Origin of the sequence: Pseudomonas izuensis, assembly GCF_009861505.1 — a bacterium.
In the GTDB taxonomy this organism is placed as follows: domain Bacteria; phylum Pseudomonadota; class Gammaproteobacteria; order Pseudomonadales; family Pseudomonadaceae; genus Aquipseudomonas; species Aquipseudomonas izuensis.
On the sequence record NZ_WTFT01000004.1, the window covers coordinates 366165 to 383842 of the forward strand.

Sequence of the window (17678 nt, forward strand, 5' to 3'; positions counted from 1 at the left end):
TAAAAAGTTATTTATTTTCGAATTCTTAGATCATTTAGTCTCCTTTCACGCCGACTCTCGGTCGCCTGACAAGGAGCTTCCCCATGAAACTGACTTTCCCCCTTCGCTTGCTGGCGGCCGCGTCTTTGGCTGCCGCGAGTTTGTTTGCCCAGGCGGCTGACGTCACTGTCGCCTACCAGACCACCGTTGATCCGGCGAAAGTCGCCCAGGCCGACGGCGCGTATGAAAAAGCCACCAAGGCCGACATCAGCTGGCGCAAATTCGATAACGGCGCCGACATCATCGCCGCCATCGCCTCCGGGGACGTGCAGATCGGTTACCTCGGTTCCAGCCCGCTGACGGCGGCAATCACCCGCAAAGTCCCGGTGGAAACCTTCCTCATTGCTACCCAGATCGGTGCCGCCGAAGCCCTGGTGGCCCGTGACGGCTCCGGGATCAAGACCCCACAAGACCTGATCGGCAAGAAGATTGCCGTGCCGTTTGTTTCCACCGGCCACTACAGCCTGCTGGCCGCGCTGAAGCACTGGAACATCGATCCATCGAAAGTCACCGTGCTCAACCTCGCCCCGCCGGCAATCATCGCCGCCTGGAAGCGCGGCGACATCGACGCCACATACGTATGGGACCCAGCACTGGGTGTCGCCAAGGAAAACGGCAAAGTACTGATCACTTCCGGCGAACTGGCCAAGTTCGGGGCGCCGACCTTCGATGCCTGGATCGTGCGTAAAGACTTCGCCGAGAAGCATCCGGAAATCGTCACTGCTTTCGCCAAGGTGACCCTGGATGCCTACGCCGATTACCGCAAAGACCCGAAAGCCTGGCTCGCCAATCAGGCCAATGTCGACAAACTTGTAAAACTGTCTGGTGCCAAGGCCAGCGATATTCCGCTGTTGCTGCAAGGCAACGTCTACCCACTGGCGGCCGATCAGGTCGTCACCCTGGGCGCACCGACCACCAAGGCCATTACCGACACCGCCGTGTTCCTCAAGGAGCAAGGCAAGGTCGAGGCCGTGCTGCCGGACTACGCGCCGTACGTCAGCGCCAAGTTCATCACCAACTGATCGGGAGTTGACCGCGATGGCTTTGCTACAGCTGGAGCGCATCAGCGCACAGTACCCCGGCAGCCCTACACCTGTGCTGGCGGATATTTCCCTGACCCTGGGGCCCCAGCAGTTGCTGGTCGCCCTCGGCCCGTCCGGCAGTGGCAAGACATCGCTGTTGAACCTGATCGCCGGTTTCGTCGAACCCAGCGCCGGGCGCATCACCCTCGATGGCGTGCCGGTCAAAGGCCCCAGCGCCGAGCGCGGCGTGGTGTTCCAGGACGACGCCCTGCTGCCCTGGCAGGATGTGCTGGCCAATGTGGGATTCGGTCTGGAACTGGCCGGTATTGCCCGGGACAAACGTGAAATCCGCGCTCGGGAAATGCTCTCGCTGGTGGATCTGTCCGGCTTCGAAAACCGCCGCATCTGGCAGCTCTCCGGCGGCCAGAAACAGCGCGTCGGCCTGGCCCGTGCCCTTGCCGCCGACCCGCGCGTTTTGCTGATGGACGAACCCTTCGGCGCCCTGGACGCCTTCACCCGCGAACAAATGCAGGAGCTGCTGCTGCAAGTCTGGCGGCGTACCGCCAAGCCGGTTTTCCTGATCACCCATGACATTGAAGAAGCGGTGTTTCTCGCCACCGACCTGATTCTGTTGGCACCGAATCCCGGGCAAATCGTCGAGCGCCTGAGCCTGGATTTCGGTCAGCGTTACGCCGCCGGTGAATCGGCCCGCGCGATCAAGTCCGACCCGCGCTTTATCGAAACCCGCGAACACGTGCTCGCCAGAGTGTTCTCCCAACGCAGCGCCGCCCAGCGCCAGGAGTACGCATGAGCAGCTACGAAATCCCCGCCGCCGCGGTAAAACCCGGCGCTACCGTCATTGCGGTTCGCCGCAGCTTGAGCACCCGCTGGATCAGTGTGCTGACGCTGTTGGCGCTCATCGTCATCTGGTGGGCCGTCACCGCCACCGGCCTGATCGAACCGCTATTCCTGCCACCACCGTCTGCCGTGCTGCAAAAGGGCTGGCTGCTGGTGACCACGGGCTACATGGATTCCACCTTATGGCAGCACCTGGGTGCGAGCCTCAGCCGCATCGGCCTCGGTCTCGGTTTTGCGGTACTGACTGCCGTTCCGGTCGGGATTGCCATCGGCCATAACCGCATCGCTCGCGGCGTTCTCGATCCACTGATTGAGTTCTACCGCCCGATCCCGCCGTTGGCCTATCTGCCACTGATCGTGATCTGGTGCGGCATCGGCGAGCTGTCGAAGGTCCTGCTGATCTACCTGGCGATTTTCGCTCCGATCGCCATCGCTACCGCTACCGGCGTGCGCACGGTCGATCCGGCCAAATTGCGCGCCGCGCAGTCGTTGGGCGCAACGCGGTCGCAGTTGATTCGCCATGTGATTTTGCCGAGTGCGTTGCCGGACATTTTGACCGGCGTGCGCATTGGCCTGGGCGTGGGTTGGTCAACCCTGGTCGCCGCCGAGTTGATCGCCGCCACAAGCGGTTTGGGCTTCATGGTGCAATCGGCCGCGCAGTTCCTGGTCACCGATGTGGTGGTGCTGGGGATTTTGGTGATCGCGCTGATCGCCTTCGCCATGGAAATGGGCCTGCGCACCCTGCAACGCAAACTGGTGCCGTGGCACGGCCAGGCGCATTGAATATTGAACCCTGAATCCTTGTAGGAGCGAGCCTGCTCGCGATAGCAGAGTGTCAGACGACACTGCGCCGACTGATAGACCGCCATCGCGAGCAGGCTCGCTCCTACAGTTTGCAATGAAGAGAACTTTCATGAGTATCTTGACCATCGTCCCCTTAAGCCCCGCCCTCGGCGCGCAAATCAGCGGCGTCGACATCAGCCAGCCGCTGAACCTGGAACACCGCGATGCCATCGAGCAGGCACTGCTCAAGCATCAGGTGCTGTTCTTCCGCGACCAGCCGATCACCCCGCAGCAACAGGCACGCTTTGCCGCCAACTTCGGCGACCTGCACATTCACCCGATCTACCCGAATGTGCCGGAACAGCCGCAAGTGCTGATCCTCGACACCGCCGTGACCGACGTTCGCGACAACGCGATCTGGCACACCGACGTGACCTTCCTGCCAACCCCGGCCATGGGCGCGGTGCTCAGTGCCAAGCTGCTGCCGGAGTTTGGCGGCGACACGCTGTGGGCCAGTGGTATCGCAGCCTACGAAGCCTTGTCGGCGCCGATGAAAAACCTGCTCGAAGGGCTGACCGCCACCCACGATTTCACCCGTTCGTTTCCGCTGGAGCGCTACGGCAACACGCCTGAGGCGCTGGCGCAGTGGGAAGAAGCACGACGCAAGAATCCGCCGTTGTCTCATCCGGTGATCCGCACGCATCCGGTGAGCGGACGTCGCTCGCTGTTCGTCAACGAAGGCTTCACCTCGAAGATCAACGAACTGTCGGAAACCGAGAGCGAGGCGCTTCTGAAGTTCCTGTTCGCCCATGCCACGCGGCCGGAATTCACCATTCGCTGGCGCTGGCAGAAAGACGACATCGCCTTCTGGGACAACCGCGTGACCCAGCATTACGCGGTAGATGATTACCGGCCCGCACGGCGGGTGATGCATAGGGCTACGGTGTTGGGGGGTGTGCCGTTTTTCCGCTGATCAATCCATTTGTGCTGAATTTGATTGCCCCATCGCGAGCAGGCTCGCTCCTACAGTTGATCTGTGGCACAACGAAGATCCACTGTAGGAGCGAGCCTGCTCGCGATGAGGTCAGAATAGGCGCCGCAAAGTCCGGCGCCCAACACTTACTCAGCGGTCGAAGGCTTTTCCCAAAGATTGATCCCACCCTCCCGGGCAAACCGGTCAATCTCCGCCAACTCTTCCACACTGAAACTCAAATTCTTCAACGCCCCCACGTTCTCGACAATCTGCTCCGGCCGGCTCGCGCCGATCAGCGCCGACGTCACCCGTGGATCGCGCAAGGTCCACGCCAGCGCCAGTTGCGCCAGGCTCTGACCGCGACGCTGGGCGATCTCGTTCAGCGCGCGCACGTGAGCGATGTTGGCCTCGGACAAGTGCGACGCCTGCAACGAACCACCACCCGGTCGATTGACCCGCGCATCCGCCGGCACGCCGTTGAGGTACTTGTCGGTCAGCAACCCCTGGGCCAGTGGTGTGAAAGCGATCACGCCGGTGCCCAGTTCCTCAGTTGTGTCCAGCAGGTCTTTTTCCACCCAACGGTTGAGCAGGTTGTAGGCCGGCTGATGAATCAGCAACGGGATTTTCCATTCCTTGAGCAACGCTGCCATTTCCCGGGTTTTCACCCCGGAATAAGACGAGATGCCGATGTACAACGCCTTGCCCTGCTGCACCGCCGAGGCCAGGGCGCTGGCGGTTTCTTCCAGCGGCGTGTCCGGGTCGAAACGGTGGGAGTAGAAAATGTCCACGTAGTCCAGGCCCAGCCGTTGAAGGCTCTGGTCGAGGCTGGCCAGCACGTACTTGCGCGAACCGCCACCCTGACCATAGGGGCCCGGCCACATATCCCAACCGGCCTTGCTGGAGATGATCAACTCGTCGCGGTACGGCTTGAAGTCTTCACGCAGCAATCGACCGAAATTGATCTCGGCGCTGCCATAGGGTGGGCCATAGTTGTTGGCCAGGTCGAAATGGTTGATACCCAGATCGAACGCCGTGCGCAACAACGCACGCTGGGTGTCGATCGGTGTGCTGTCGCCGAAGTTGTGCCACAGGCCCAGGGACAACGCCGGCAGCACCAACCCGCTGCGGCCCACGCGGCGGTAAGGGATGGAGTCGTAGCGGTTTTCGGCAGCGGTATAAGTCATCGAATCCTCTCTTGTCTGTCTTGAATCTGGTCTCGACTGCTTCGCCAGTCGCACAGCATACGCCCGGACAAACACCAAAAAACCCTGGATTCGACTAATTGCTGAAACGTTTCATTTTTTCTTTCCCCTTGTAGTGTCCGGCGTAAATGGCGGGTTGGTTTAAGCTGGTTTCAGGCAGGTCGGGCCGCCCAAAACCCGTAGGAGCTGGCTTGCCAGCGAAAGCGGCCTGAATGGCACCCAACATCTGCAGGACGAAACCCGATATGCACACCACCATCATCATCACGTTCGGCCTGATCCTCCTGGCGCTGATGCTCTATATCGGCGAGAAAATCGGCTTCACCCGCCAGACCCTGGCCTACGGCTTTGTCGGGCTGTGGCTGGCACTGACGCTGATCAACGGCGCGGTCGGGATGGTGCATGCCGGCCAGCCACTGAGCATGGAACTGATGGTCGGCAGCGCCGTATTCGGTGTCCCGGTGGCGGCGCTGGTGTTGTTCATGGTGCTGACCACCGAGACGTGAAGGCCCGATCAACGCACCAGATGCAGGAACTGCATGTGCCGCTCGTACTGGTCCAGGATGTCGTTGATCACCTGCTCCCGGGTGTAACCCACCAGATCGTAGTCCTGACTGCCCTCGCTCAAATGCACTTCGGCCCGGTAATAACGCCGGTTGTTCAGTTCCTTGGAACCCATGCCGCCACGGGCGAACGACGGCGTGAAATAGCCACGCATCTGCACCTGATAAATGAACGGGTGCTGATCGCCGTGACCAATCTCCAGGCTGACGCTGTCGTTGACCGGCTCCGGGTGGGTGACGACGCCGAGGCCTTTTTCGATGAACACCGCCGACACCTCTTCGATGGCCGGGCGTACCGTCGAATCGAGAACGCGATACACCTCGTCCCGCGACGGGAAATGGACTGCCTGACTCAAGCGCTGGCGCCAGCCGCCCCGTCGCGAGCCGGACACCGGTGCCAGGGAATGCATCTGCGCAATCTGCTTCTGCGACTCCAGATAGAACGCCTTGTGCAGGCCCCACATCATCAACAGCAGGATCAGCGAGAACGGCAGCGAGGTCAGCACCACCGCTGACTTCAGCGCATCGATGCTGCCGGAAAACAGCAGCGCGCTGGTCACCAGCGCAGTCATCGCGCCCCAGAACACCCGCAGCCATTTCGGCCCGTCTTCATCGGGGCCGCCGCCCTTGGCGGACAGCGTCGACAGCACCACGGTGCCGGAATCAGCGGAGGTGACGAAGAACACGAAGCTGATGAACACCGTGACCGCGATGACGGTTTTGCTCCACGGGTAGGTTTCCAGCAGCAGGTAAAGGGTCATCGACGGATTATCGATGGCCGACATACCCAACGCCGACATGCCGTGGTTGAGCACCTGGTCGATGGCGCTGTTGCCGAAAATCGACATCCACGCCAGGGTAAAACCGAGGGGAATCAACAGCACGCCGAAGACGAATTCGCGGATGGTCCGGCCTCGGGAAATCCGCGCGATGAACAGGCCCACGAACGGCGACCACGCGATCCACCAGGCCCAATAGAACACCGTCCAGCCGCCCAGCCAGTCGCTGGGTTTGTCGTAGGCGTAGAGGTCAAAGCTCTTCATCGGCAAGGCGCCGAGGTAATCGCCCAGGTTCTGGATCAATGTGTTGAGCAAGTGCTGCGTGGGGCCGGCGAATAACACGAACAGCAGCAGCGCGCAGGCCAGCAGCATGTTGATATCGGACATGACCCGCACGCCCTTATCGACGCCGGACACAGCCACTATGATCGCCGCCCCCATCATCAGCGTGATCAGGCCGACCTGAATCCACCGGGTGTGGGCGATGCCGAACAGGTAGTCCAGACCCGAATTGAGGTGCAACACGCCAAAACCCATGTCGGCACCAAGACCAAACACCGTGGCGATGATGCCGAAGCCGTCCACTGCGTAACCGATGGGGCCGTTGATGCGTTTGCCGATCAGCGGATACAGCGCCGAGCGCAAGGCCAGCGGCAGGTTGTGCCGGTAAGCGAAGTAGGCCAGCGCCATGCCGACGAAGGCGAACACGCCCCAGCCGTGCAGCCCCCAGTGCAGAAACAGAACCTGCATCGCCTGACGCGCCGCATCCGCCGTGCCCGCCTCGCCTTGCGGCGGCTGGAGCATATGGGTCAGCGGTTCGGACACGCAGAAGAAAAACAGAGTGATGCTGATCCCGGCGGCGAACAGCATGCCGGCCCAGGACAGGTAACTGAATTCGGGCTCGTCGTGGTCGGCACCGAGTTTTATCTTGCCGTAGCCCGATAACGCGGTGACCACCACGAAGACCAGATACAGGGTCATCGCCAGCATGTAGTACCAGCCGACCGTGTTGGCTGCCCAGTTTTGCGCCGCCAGCAGCCAGGCGCCGGCCTGTTCGGGCATGGCCATGACCACGACGCCGAACAACAGGATGAAACTCGCGGCGAACCAGAACACTGGCGGATTCATGCGGACCAGGCCGCTTGAAGGGAGGGACGATGCACTCATCAACGGTGCACCTCAAAGGGGTAAAACGTGGCTGTAGAAATCGGACTCAGCAAAGGCAAGCCTCCTGTTGTGAGCGGGCGGCGAACCACCGGTTTAACTTGAATGAACGTTCAAGTTAAACATAGATAGGGGGCTAAGGACTAATCGCAGGGCTGGGCGGTAGTGTTCGAACAGTGGCTCAAGGAGGGGTTTGGAGAGTTCGTTCGGTAGGAAATTTGCCAAATGTCATTATCGCGGTTCGGCTGAAATCAATCGCGAGCAAGCTTTGCTCCTACAGGTCTGGCGGCAATCGCGCGAGCGACCCAAAACCCGTAGGAGCAAAGCTTGCTCGCGATGAGGCCCGCGAGATCAGCGAAGATTCGAGGCCCTACTTCTGCGTCCCATCATCCAGCTGCAGACTCGCCTGGGTCAGGTTGCTGCCCGCCGGTACGCTGCGGGTCAGCCAGACGTTGCCGCCAATGGTCGAGCCCTTGCCGATGGTGATCCGTCCCAGAATCGTCGCGCCGGCATAGATCACCACATCGTCCTCGACAATCGGATGCCGCGGCTGGCCCTTCTGCAACTGTCCATCTTCATCCGCGGGGAAGCGCTTGGCGCCAAGGGTCACGGCCTGATAAATCCGCACCCGCTCGCCAATGATCGCTGTCTCGCCGATCACCACGCCGGTCCCGTGGTCGATGAAGAAACTGCGGCCGATCTGTGCGCCGGGGTGAATGTCGATGCCGGTGGCCGAGTGGGCGATTTCCGCGCTGATCCGTGCCAGCAATGGCAACCCGGCGCGGTACAAATGGTGGGCCAGGCGATGGTGAATCACCGCCAGAATGCCGGGGTAGCACAACAGCACTTCATCGACGCTGCGTGCCGCCGGATCACCGTGATAGGCCGCCAGCACGTCGGTATCCAACAGGCTGCGCAGCCCCGGCAGGGCGAGGGCGAAGTCCTGAATGATCTGGATGGTGTTGGCCTCGACTTCGGTGTCGGCCCGGGCACTGTGGCGCGCGGCGTAACGCAATTCGAGTCGTGCCTGAGCCAGCAGTGCATTCAGTGCGACATCAAGGGTGTGGCCCACGTAGAAGTCTTCACTTTCCTCGCGCAGATCCACCGGCCCCAGACGCATAGGGAACAGTGCGCCACACAATGCTTCGAGAATCTCCGCCATCGCCGCCCGGGACGGCAACTCGCGACCACCCTGCTCGGTGCTGGCGCGGCCATTTTGTGCACGCCACTGATCGCGTGCCGTGCGCAGCTGACTGACGATGGTCTGCAATTGCCAATGGCTGGAACGCTCACTCACGGTAAAAACTCCTCACGGGCGACCGGACTGTCTGGCCGCGCTGACGGCGATTACTTTACGGCAAGGCCCGCGAGCCAAATTAAGAACCAATTGTGCTGTAGTAAGCACCTTTGGCTATAAGCGATTGACGGTTGCCCTGGCTTTTGGCCGTGCCTATAGTCCTTTGATCATTCACCGCCAGTACGGACCCATGATCAAACAACAGCTTGCCCGCTTTAACCGCCTCGACCTGCTCAGCCAGCCCACCGCCCTGGAAAAACTCGAACGCCTGTCGACCTGGCTGGGTCGCGATGTGTACGTCAAACGCGATGACCTGACCCCACTGGCCATGGGTGGCAACAAGCTGCGCAAACTCGAATACCTGGCCGCCGATGCCCTGGCCCAGGGCGCCGACACCTTGATCACGGCAGGCGCGCTGCAGTCCAATCACGTGCGCCAGACGGCGGCGATTGCGGCCAAGCTTGGTCTCGGTTGTGTCGCCCTGCTGGAAAACCCCCTCGGCACCGACGACGCCAACTATGTCGGCAATGGCAATCGGCTGCTGCTGGACCTGTTCGAGGCCAAGGTCGAGCTTGTGGAAAACCTCGACAACGCCGACGAGCAATTGCAGGCCCTGGCTGCCCGCTTGCGCAGTAATGGCAAGAAACCCTATCTGGTGCCGATTGGTGGTTCCAACGCGCTAGGCGCCCTGGGTTATGTGCGCGCCGGCCTGGAACTGGCCGAGCAGATCAAGGACACCGGGCTGAAGTTTGCCGCCGTGGTCCTGGCCTCGGGCAGCGCCGGGACCCATAGCGGCCTGGCATTGGCGCTGAGCGAAGCGCTGCCGGATCTGCCAGTGATCGGCGTCACGGTTTCGCGCAGCGAGGAAGATCAGCGGCCGAAGGTACAAGGCTTGGCCGAGCGCACCGCCGAGTTGCTGGGCGTGAGCTTGCCGGCGAATTTCAAGGTCGAGTTGTGGGATGAATATTTCGCGCCACGCTATGGTGAACCGAATGCCGGGACGCTGGCGGCAGTGAAGCTGGTGGCAAGCCAGGAAGGCCTGCTGCTCGACCCGGTCTATACGGGCAAGGCCATGGCGGGGTTACTGGATGGGATCGGACGTCAGCGTTTCGATGACGGCCCGATTATTTTCCTGCACACCGGCGGGGCGCCGGCGTTGTTTGCCTACAAGGATTTCCTGTAAACGCCGCAACCCTGTAGGAGCGAGCCTGCTCGCGATGGAAGACAAGGCACCACGGGGTGTCAGTTTGCCAGCGTTATCGTTGACGACCATCGCGAGCAGGCTCGCTCCTACAGGCAAAAAGCATTATTCGATAAACGAATAACAGACATAAAAATTATTATTTTCTAATCTAAAAACGCCATCATATAGTCATACCGCAGGCGAATTTCCCGAGAGACGCATACGCTGCTTTAGGGCAGGATAGCGCTGTCGTCCAATTCCCGATTTCGCCAACCTTTTTTAAAGCGTCTTCCATAAGAAAACACAGGGGCTTGTCATGAATTTTTCCGCACTACGTCGAAATCTGCTGGTGGGTTCGCTGGGCCTGGCACTGAGCGCTGGCCTGATCGGCCAAGCGGTTGCCGGTGAGCAGCTGCAACAAATCAAGGACAAAGGCGTGATCAACGTCGGCCTGGAAGGCACTTATCCACCGTTCAGCTTTGTCGACGAAAACGGCAAGCTGGCGGGCTTCGAAGTCGAGCTCTCCGAGGCCCTGGCCAAAAAGTTGGGCGTCAAAGCCAAGATTCAGCCGACCAAGTGGGACGGTATCCTCGCCGCTCTGGAATCCAAGCGCCTGGACGTAGTGGTCAATCAGGTGACCATCTCCGACGAGCGCAAGAAGAAGTATGACTTCTCCGAGCCGTACACCATCTCCGGGATTCAAGCGCTGGTGCTGAAGGACAAGGAAGCCGCGCTGAACATCAGGACCGCCGCTGACCTGACCGGCAAGAAAGTCGGCGTAGGCCTGGGCACCAACTACGAACAATGGGTGCGAGCCAACGTACCGGGTGCTGATGTACGCACTTACGACGATGATCCGACCAAGTTTGCAGATCTGAACAACGGCCGTACCGATGCCATTCTGATCGATCGACTGGCCGCACTTGAATACGCCAAGAAAGCACCGAAAACCGTGGCTGCCGGCCAAGCGTTCTCCCGTCAGGAGTCTGGTATCGCCTTGCGTAAAGGTGAGCCGGAACTGCTGGCTGCGGTGAACCAGGCCCTCGATGAGCTGCGTGCCGACGGCACCCTGGCCAAGATCTCGGAAAAGTACTTCCAAGCTGACGTCACCAAATAATGGAAGCGGCTTTCCAACTTGCGCTGGACTCCGCGCCTTTCCTGTTGAAGGGCGCGTATTACACGGTAATCCTGAGCCTCGGCGGGATGTTCTTCGGCCTCGTGCTGGGCTTCGGCCTGGCACTGATGCGCCTGTCGCGTTTCAAATCGGTTAGCTGGCTGGCCCGCATCTACGTGTCGTTCTTTCGCGGCACGCCGTTGCTGGTGCAACTGTTCGTGATCTATTACGGCTTGCCGCAATTGGGTCTGGAACTCGATCCACTGCCGGCGGCCCTGATAGGCTTCTCCCTGAACATGGCCGCCTATGCCTGTGAAATCCTGCGCGCCGCGATCGGTTCCATCGAACGCGGCCAATGGGAAGCGGCTGCGAGCATTGGCATGACCCGCGCGCAGACCCTGCGCCGGGCCATCCTGCCGCAAGCGATGCGCACGGCGTTGCCGCCGCTGGGCAACAGCTTTATTTCACTGGTCAAGGACACCGCACTGGCCGCTACCATCCAGGTGCCGGAGCTGTTCCGACAGGCGCAATTGATTACCGCCCGGACTTTCGAAGTCTTCACCATGTACCTTGCCGCCGCGCTGATCTACTGGATCCTGGCCACGATGCTTTCGCACCTGCAGAACCAGTTGGAAGCCCGGGTCAATCGGCACGATCTGGAGTCCTGACCCAATGATTGTCGTGGAAAAACTGACAAAGCAGTTCAAGGGTCAAGTCGTACTCAACGGCATCGATCTGCAAGTGAAGGAAGGCGAGGTCGTGGCGATCATCGGGCCAAGCGGCTCGGGCAAGACCACGTTCCTGCGTTGCCTGAACTTCCTGGAAGAACCCACCAGCGGCCGGATCAAGGTTGGCGACATCGAGATCGATGGCAGCCGTCCGTTGAACCAGCAACAAGGCCTGGTGCGTCGTTTGCGCCAGCACGTGGGCTTCGTGTTCCAGAACTTCAACCTGTTCCCCCATCGCACTGCCCTGGAAAACGTCATCGAAGGCCCGATCGTGGTGAAAAAGACCCCGCGCGCCGATGCCGTTGCCCTGGGCAAGAAGCTTTTGGCCAAGGTCGGCCTGGCGGGTAAGGAAGATGCTTATCCGCGCCGTCTTTCGGGCGGCCAACAACAACGCGTGGCGATTGCTCGCGCGCTGGCGATGGAACCGGAAGTGATCCTGTTCGACGAACCGACCTCGGCCCTCGACCCGGAGCTGGTGGGCGAAGTGCTGGCGACGATCCGCGGCCTGGCCGAAGAGAATCGCACCATGGTCATCGTGACCCACGAAATGGCTTTTGCCCGCGATGTGGCCAATCGTGTGGTGTTCTTCGACAAGGGGGTGATCGTCGAACAAGGCGAAGCCAAGGCGCTGTTTGCCAACCCGAAAGAAGAACGCACAAAACAGTTTCTCAGCAAGTTCCTGAACAACTCACACGCTTGAAACACCCATCGTAGAACCCCCAACTTCCATGGATGGAAGTTACCCCTCCCTCCAAGATTCCTAACACTAACTTTCATTCATTATGTGCATTACATATATATGCACTCCAACGCATGCTGTAGCGAACGCCATCAACTGTAGGAGCGAGCCTGCTCGCGATGGACGTTAACGATTACACTGGTTTACAGGCTTCCCGCGGCGCCTTCAATCCCATCACGAGCAAGCTCGCTCCTACACAAACCGTGTTTATTTTCGGCATTTCCTTAGCGTTAATTAACTACCAGATGTAGGAAGCTTCTGAATTACAGCCGAACTTGCCTTCAACTAATCCACTCTATTGACTCAACTTAAACCGCGCTCTTATCTACCTTGGCCAGCTACTTTCCGCTTGTTCCCGATATGGATTTCGCTGAAATATTTCAAGGAGAGATACCCATGAACTGCATCTCACGCATCCCGGCTTTGGCGCCACCCACCCTGCCCCAAACCCACAAGGCCGGTATCAATATCCTCGCGGCGACTGACCTGTGGGTCGACATAGGGCCGTACGCCGACATGGACACCGGCGACCTGATCGAATTGTTCTGGAACGGCCACTTCGTCGCCTCCCGTGTGCTGACAGCGCAGGACACTGGCCACACCGTCAGCCTGCGGGTCCCGGAAAGCTTTATCGTCAGCGGTACTCCTTGGGTGCATTACCGAGTGATGCAGGTCGGCAGAAACCCGGCGCTGTCGGTGGCGACGCGGGTAGCGGTCAAGCTCGAATGCCCCGGCGGCCCACTCGGTGATGACGAAAATCAGTTCCTGGCGCCGGTAAATCTGCCCGCCACCATCCGCCGCCGGGGGCTCAACAGGCGACAGATCCAGCGTGGCGTGCCGCTGTCCATCGAGCCTTACTTGAACATGGCCGCCGACGACGAAATCACCTTGCGCTGGGGCGATGTGCGCATGGATCTGCCTCTGCTCATGGCGGCTGACGTGGGCCGGCCGATCCACGTCTGGGTACCACCGGCGATCATTGTCGAAGCCGGCGAAGATCTGCGGCTGGAGGTGACTTACTGCATTCTCGACCGGGTCGGCAACAACTCGCGCTGGGCGCCGGCGCGAATGTTGAAGGTTGGCCGACACTCCCTGTAGGAGCGAGCCTGCTCGCGAAGAACGTTCAGACAACGCGGGCATCCAGACAGCCCGTGTCATCGTTAACGACCATCGCGAGCAGGCTCGCTCCTGCAGGAGTTGTCGCCGACCGCGATCCTTTCTATTCATATTCCTAAAAGTTAGTTCATAACTTTTTTATAAACGCTTAGGGTATATGAACCGGACCACCGGACATTCTTGTTTTCGTTCGCCGCACAGCGGCGCTTCCATAAGATGTGAGGTAGGTATGGTCCGGAACACAATCACCCCAGTGCAGATCGCCAGGGCATTGCGTGCAGCCAAGGAGCGGCACTGATGTCCAGTCTGGCAGATGCAATCGTCCAGAGTGATCTGGATATCGCCCCGCTGTTGTTGCCCGCGCAAGTCCTGCGCAACGACGCACAAGCCATCAAGGCCGCCCATGAGCTGGCGCACGTCGCCCGCCTGCAAGCGGCCAGACGTGACCAGCAGCGCAAGCTGCCGTGGTCGGAAATCGAACAGTTCACCCGCAGCGGCCTGGGCAGCATCGCCATCCCGCGCGAGTACGGTGGCCCACAGGTTTCGTTCGTCACGCTGGCCGAGGTTTTCGCGATCATTTCCGCGGCGGATCCAGCCCTCGGGCAAATCCCGCAGAACCAGTTCGGCATACTGAATCTGGTACTCGGCAGCGCCACCGAAGCGCAGAAAAAACAGCTGTTCAAAAGCGTGCTCGAAGGCTGGCGTATCGGTAATGCCGGGCCTGAGCGCGGCACCCAAAATACCCTCGAACTCAAGGCGCGCATCACGGCCGACGGCGACGGTTTTGTCCTCAACGGGCAGAAGTTCTATTCCACCGGCGCGCTGTTCGCACACTGGGTCGCAGTCAAGGCGCTCAACGACGACGGCAAGCAAGTGCTGGCCTTCGTGCGTCGCGGCACGCCGGGGCTGCGCATCGTCGACGACTGGTCCGGCTTCGGTCAGCGCACCACCGCCAGCGGCACGATTTTGCTCAACAACGTGCGAGTCGACGCCGAACTGGTGGTGGACAACTGGAAGATCAACGACAACCCGAACATCCAGGGCGCCGTCTCACAGTTGATTCAAGCCGCCATCGACGCCGGCATCGCCCGGGGCGCCATCGATGATGCTATCGAGTTCGTGAAAACCCGCGCTCGACCATGGATCGACGCCAACGTCGAACGGGCCAGCGATGACCTGTATGTGATCGCCGATATCGGCAAACTGAAAATCGAATTACATGCCGCCGAAGCCCTGCTGCGCAAGGCCGGTCAAGTGCTCGATCAGGTCAGTGCCGCGCCATTCACCGCCGAGTCCGCCGCCCGCGCTTCGATTGCCGTGGCCGAAGCCAAAGTGCTGACCACCGAGATCTCGCTGCTGGCCAGCGAAAAGCTTTTCGAACTGGCCGGCAGCCGCGCCACCCTCGCCGAATTCAACCTCGACCGCCATTGGCGCAACGCACGGGTGCACACCCTGCACGACCCGGTGCGCTGGAAATATCACGCGGTCGGCGCCTATCACCTCAATGGCACGCTACCCGCTCGCCACTCCTGGATTTAACGACCAGACCTCTGGAGAAACACATGTCAATTTCTCAACACGTCGCGGTCATCACCAGCGATGAGCAAGCCCTGGTCGTCGCCAGCGACCTGGCCGAAGATTTCAAACGCGACAGCGCCTTGCGCGACCGTGAACGCCGTTTGCCGCACCCGGAACTGGAAGTGTTTTCCCGTTCGGGCCTCTGGGGCATCAGCGTGCCCAAAGAATACGGCGGCGCCGGCGTTTCCAACGTCACGCTGGCCAAAGTCATCGCGATGATTGCCCAGGCGGATGGCTCCCTCGGCCAGATCCCGCAGAACCATTTTTATGCCCTGGAAGTGCTGCGCGTGAACGGCAGCGAAGAGCAGAAAAAACGCCTGTACGCCGAAGTACTGGCGGGTCAGCGTTTCGGCAATGCCCTGGCCGAACTCGGCACCAAAACCGCCCACGATCGCGTCACCCGCCTGACCCGCGACTGCAGTGGCTATCGCATCAACGGTCGCAAGTTCTACGCCACGGGCGCGATTTATGCCCAGCGCATTCCGACCTCGGTGGTGGATGAACACGGCGTCCAGCAACTGGCGTTCGTCCCACGCGACAGCAAAGGCCTTACGGTGATCGACGACTGGAGCGGCTTCGGCCAGCGCACCACCGGCAGCGGTTCGGTGGTGTTCGAGGATGTGTTCGTGGCCGCCGAAGACGTGATCCCGTTCCAGACCGCCTTCGAGCGCCCGACCCCGGTCGGCCCGCTGGCACAGATTCTCCATGCCGCCATCGACACCGGCATCGCTCGCGCCGCCTATGAAGATGCGCTGCATTTCGTGCGCACCAAGACCCGGCCGTGGATCGACGCCACCCATGAAAAAGCCATTGAAGACCCGCTGACCCTCAAGAGCTTCGGTCACTTGAGCATCCGCCTGCATGCCACCGAGGCACTGCTGGAACGCGCCGGAGAATTCCTCGACCAGGCCCAGGCCGACACTAACGCCGAGACCGTCGCCGCCGCATCGATTGCCGTCGCCGAAGCCCGCGCCATCAGCACCGAGATTTCCCTCGCCGCCGGCACCACCCTGTTCGAACTGGCTGGCAGTCAGGCGACTCTGCGCGAGCACGGCCTGGATCGCCACTGGCGCAACGCACGGGTGCATACCCTGCACGACCCGGTGCGCTGGAAGTATCACGCCATCGGTAACTACTACCTCAACGATGAAAACCCGCCACTGCGGGGGACCATCTGATGACGGCCACTAAAAAGAAAATCCTGCTCAATGCGTTCAACATGAACTGCATCGGGCATATCAACCATGGGCTGTGGACCCATCCACGGGACACCTCGACCCAATACAAGACGATCGAGTACTGGACCGAACTGGCGCAGCTGCTGGAGCGTGGGCTGTTCGACGGTTTGTTCATCGCCGACATCGTTGGCGTCTACGACGTCTACCAGAACTCGGTGGACGTGCCGCTGAAAGAATCGATCCAGCTGCCGGTCAACGATCCGCTGCTGCTGGTGTCGGCGATGGCGGCGGTAACGAAGAACCTCGGTTTCGGCCTGACTGCCAACCTCACCTACGAACCGCCGTATCTGTTCGCCCGGCGCATGTCGACCCTCGATCATTTGAGTCGCGGTCGTGTGGGCTGGAATATCGTCACCGGCTACCTCGACAGCGCCGCCAAGGCCATGGGCCTGAGCGAGCAGGTGGAACACGACCGCCGCTACGACCAGGCCGACGAGTACCTGGAGGTGCTCTACAAACTCTGGGAAGGCAGCTGGGAAAACGGCGCGGTGCTGAACGATCCGCAGAAACGCGTCTACGCGCAGCCCGACAAAGTGCACAAGGTCGAGCACAAGGGCGAGTTCTATCAGGTGGAGGGTTATCACCTGTGCGAACCGTCACCGCAGCGCACGCCTGTGCTGTTCCAGGCCGGCAGCTCCGATCGTGGTTTGCTGTTTGCCGGGCGCCATGCCGAATGCGTGTTCATCAGCGGCCAGAACAAGCCGTCGACCAAGGTGCAGGTGGACAAGGTCCGCGCCTGCGCCGTCGAGGCCGGGCGCAACCCTGAGGACATCAAGGTGTTCATGGGCCTGAACGTGATTGTCGGTGCCACCGAAGAGCTGGCCTGGGCGAAGCATGCCGAGTACCTGAGCTACGCCAGTGCCGAGGCCGGCGTGGCGCATTTCTCGGCGTCCACCGGGATCGATTTTTCCGAATACGCCATCGACGAACCGATCCAGTACGTGAAGAGCAACGCCATCCAGTCCGCCACCAAAAACCTGCAAAACAACGACTGGACCCGGCGCAAATTGCTCGAACAACACGCCCTCGGCGGCCGCTACATCACCGTGGTCGGCTCGCCAGAGCAAGTGGCGGATGAGCTGGAATCGTGGATCGCCGAAACCGGCTTGGACGGCTTCAACCTGACGCGCATTGTCACGCCGGAAAGCTATGTAGATTTCATCGAAGGGGTGATTCCGGAGTTGCAGCGTCGGGGGTCGTACAAGACGGCTTATGACGAGGGCAGCTTGCGGGAAAAGCTGTTTCGCGAAGGGGCGCATTTGCCTGAGCAACATACCGGGTCCGCGTTTCGCCGCTAAAAGC

Annotated in this window: 16 protein-coding genes; 13 read left to right on the forward strand and 3 right to left on the reverse strand. The window is 60.6% G+C overall.

The window, feature by feature from the left end; translation table 11 throughout:
- Positions 1 to 83 precede the first annotated feature (83 nt).
- From tauA to tauD, 4 genes are all read left to right on the forward strand, one after another.
- Positions 84 to 1061: a taurine ABC transporter substrate-binding protein gene (gene tauA, locus GPL81_RS04680; protein ID WP_160105377.1), complete on the forward strand. Its 978-nt coding sequence runs from the start codon at positions 84 to 86 to the stop codon at positions 1059 to 1061.
- A gap of 16 nt (positions 1062 to 1077) precedes the next feature.
- Positions 1078 to 1872 (forward strand): taurine ABC transporter ATP-binding subunit, encoded by a 795-nt coding sequence (gene tauB / locus GPL81_RS04685; RefSeq protein WP_160105378.1) that lies wholly within the window; start codon positions 1078 to 1080, stop codon positions 1870 to 1872.
- Positions 1869 to 2702, forward strand: coding sequence for a taurine ABC transporter permease TauC (tauC, locus tag GPL81_RS04690; protein ID WP_160105379.1), 834 nt, complete (start codon positions 1869 to 1871; stop codon positions 2700 to 2702). The genes tauB and tauC overlap by 4 nt, the downstream gene beginning before the upstream one ends.
- 130 nt (positions 2703 to 2832) lie before the next feature.
- Positions 2833 to 3675: a taurine dioxygenase gene (tauD, locus tag GPL81_RS04695; protein WP_160105380.1), complete on the forward strand. Its 843-nt coding sequence runs from the start codon at positions 2833 to 2835 to the stop codon at positions 3673 to 3675.
- A gap of 146 nt (positions 3676 to 3821) precedes the next feature.
- Here the strand turns inward: tauD and mgrA are convergent, their stop codons facing one another.
- Positions 3822 to 4859 carry an L-glyceraldehyde 3-phosphate reductase gene (gene mgrA, locus GPL81_RS04700; protein ID WP_160105381.1) on the reverse strand — a complete coding sequence of 346 codons (1038 nt, stop codon included), beginning with the start codon at positions 4857 to 4859 and terminating at the stop codon, positions 3822 to 3824.
- Between the two features lie 263 nt (positions 4860 to 5122).
- Here mgrA and GPL81_RS04705 point away from each other — a divergent pair, with 263 nt between their 5' ends.
- The gene (locus tag GPL81_RS04705) at positions 5123 to 5383 is read left to right on the forward strand and encodes a hypothetical protein (protein ID WP_160105382.1); all 261 of its coding nucleotides are present in this window, start codon (positions 5123 to 5125) and stop codon (positions 5381 to 5383) included.
- An 8-nt stretch (positions 5384 to 5391) separates the two neighbouring features.
- On the opposite strand, the gene betT is transcribed toward GPL81_RS04705, so the two are convergent.
- Both betT and epsC read right to left on the reverse strand, forming a co-directional pair.
- Complete coding sequence (gene betT, locus GPL81_RS04710) at positions 5392 to 7347, reverse strand: choline transporter BetT (protein ID WP_178122564.1); 1956 nt, start codon at positions 7345 to 7347, stop codon at positions 5392 to 5394.
- Positions 7348 to 7753: 406 nt separating this feature from the next.
- The gene (gene epsC, locus GPL81_RS04715; protein ID WP_160105384.1) at positions 7754 to 8680 is read right to left on the reverse strand and encodes a serine O-acetyltransferase EpsC; all 927 of its coding nucleotides are present in this window, start codon (positions 8678 to 8680) and stop codon (positions 7754 to 7756) included.
- Positions 8681 to 8870: 190 nt separating this feature from the next.
- Here epsC and GPL81_RS04720 point away from each other — a divergent pair, with 190 nt between their 5' ends.
- The 8 genes from GPL81_RS04720 to GPL81_RS04755 all read left to right on the forward strand — a co-directional run bounded on the left by GPL81_RS04720 (position 8871) and on the right by GPL81_RS04755 (position 17674).
- Positions 8871 to 9863: a D-cysteine desulfhydrase gene (locus GPL81_RS04720; RefSeq protein ID WP_160105385.1), complete on the forward strand. Its 993-nt coding sequence runs from the start codon at positions 8871 to 8873 to the stop codon at positions 9861 to 9863.
- 316 nt (positions 9864 to 10179) lie between these two features.
- On the forward strand, positions 10180 to 10980 hold the full coding sequence (gene tcyJ, locus GPL81_RS04725) for a cystine ABC transporter substrate-binding protein (RefSeq protein ID WP_160105386.1): 801 nt from the start codon (positions 10180 to 10182) through the stop codon (positions 10978 to 10980).
- A complete protein-coding gene (gene tcyL / locus GPL81_RS04730; RefSeq protein WP_160105387.1) occupies positions 10980 to 11645 on the forward strand; it encodes a cystine ABC transporter permease in 666 nt (221 codons plus the stop codon). The genes tcyJ and tcyL overlap by 1 nt, the downstream gene beginning before the upstream one ends.
- A gap of 4 nt (positions 11646 to 11649) precedes the next feature.
- A complete protein-coding gene (tcyN, locus tag GPL81_RS04735; protein ID WP_096513930.1) occupies positions 11650 to 12405 on the forward strand; it encodes an L-cystine ABC transporter ATP-binding protein TcyN in 756 nt (251 codons plus the stop codon).
- A 435-nt stretch (positions 12406 to 12840) separates the two neighbouring features.
- The gene (locus GPL81_RS04740; RefSeq protein ID WP_160105388.1) at positions 12841 to 13542 is read left to right on the forward strand and encodes a hypothetical protein; all 702 of its coding nucleotides are present in this window, start codon (positions 12841 to 12843) and stop codon (positions 13540 to 13542) included.
- A gap of 315 nt (positions 13543 to 13857) precedes the next feature.
- Positions 13858 to 15099 carry an SfnB family sulfur acquisition oxidoreductase gene (locus GPL81_RS04745; protein WP_160105389.1) on the forward strand — a complete coding sequence of 414 codons (1242 nt, stop codon included), beginning with the start codon at positions 13858 to 13860 and terminating at the stop codon, positions 15097 to 15099.
- A 23-nt stretch (positions 15100 to 15122) separates the two neighbouring features.
- Positions 15123 to 16316, forward strand: coding sequence for an SfnB family sulfur acquisition oxidoreductase (locus GPL81_RS04750; RefSeq protein WP_160105390.1), 1194 nt, complete (start codon positions 15123 to 15125; stop codon positions 16314 to 16316).
- Positions 16316 to 17674 (forward strand): LLM class flavin-dependent oxidoreductase, encoded by a 1359-nt coding sequence (locus GPL81_RS04755; protein WP_160105391.1) that lies wholly within the window; start codon positions 16316 to 16318, stop codon positions 17672 to 17674. Before GPL81_RS04750 ends, GPL81_RS04755 begins: the two co-directional genes overlap by 1 nt.
- The last annotated feature ends 4 nt before the right edge of the window (positions 17675 to 17678 follow it).

Coding starts and splice junctions, on each gene's coding strand:
- tauA (WP_160105377.1), top strand. CDS start 84: ATGAAACTGACTTTCCCCCTTCGCTTGCTGGCGGCCGCGTCTTTGGCT.
- tauB (WP_160105378.1), top strand. CDS start 1,078: ATGGCTTTGCTACAGCTGGAGCGCATCAGCGCACAGTACCCCGGCAGC.
- tauC (WP_160105379.1), top strand. CDS start 1,869: ATGAGCAGCTACGAAATCCCCGCCGCCGCGGTAAAACCCGGCGCTACC.
- tauD (WP_160105380.1), top strand. CDS start 2,833: ATGAGTATCTTGACCATCGTCCCCTTAAGCCCCGCCCTCGGCGCGCAA.
- mgrA (WP_160105381.1), bottom strand. CDS start 4,859: ATGACTTATACCGCTGCCGAAAACCGCTACGACTCCATCCCTTACCGC.
- GPL81_RS04705 (WP_160105382.1), top strand. CDS start 5,123: ATGCACACCACCATCATCATCACGTTCGGCCTGATCCTCCTGGCGCTG.
- betT (WP_178122564.1), bottom strand. CDS start 7,347: ATGAATCCGCCAGTGTTCTGGTTCGCCGCGAGTTTCATCCTGTTGTTC.
- GPL81_RS04720 (WP_160105385.1), top strand. CDS start 8,871: ATGATCAAACAACAGCTTGCCCGCTTTAACCGCCTCGACCTGCTCAGC.
- tcyJ (WP_160105386.1), top strand. CDS start 10,180: ATGAATTTTTCCGCACTACGTCGAAATCTGCTGGTGGGTTCGCTGGGC.
- tcyL (WP_160105387.1), top strand. CDS start 10,980: ATGGAAGCGGCTTTCCAACTTGCGCTGGACTCCGCGCCTTTCCTGTTG.
- tcyN (WP_096513930.1), top strand. CDS start 11,650: ATGATTGTCGTGGAAAAACTGACAAAGCAGTTCAAGGGTCAAGTCGTA.
- GPL81_RS04740 (WP_160105388.1), top strand. CDS start 12,841: ATGAACTGCATCTCACGCATCCCGGCTTTGGCGCCACCCACCCTGCCC.
- GPL81_RS04745 (WP_160105389.1), top strand. CDS start 13,858: ATGTCCAGTCTGGCAGATGCAATCGTCCAGAGTGATCTGGATATCGCC.
- GPL81_RS04750 (WP_160105390.1), top strand. CDS start 15,123: ATGTCAATTTCTCAACACGTCGCGGTCATCACCAGCGATGAGCAAGCC.
- GPL81_RS04755 (WP_160105391.1), top strand. CDS start 16,316: ATGACGGCCACTAAAAAGAAAATCCTGCTCAATGCGTTCAACATGAAC.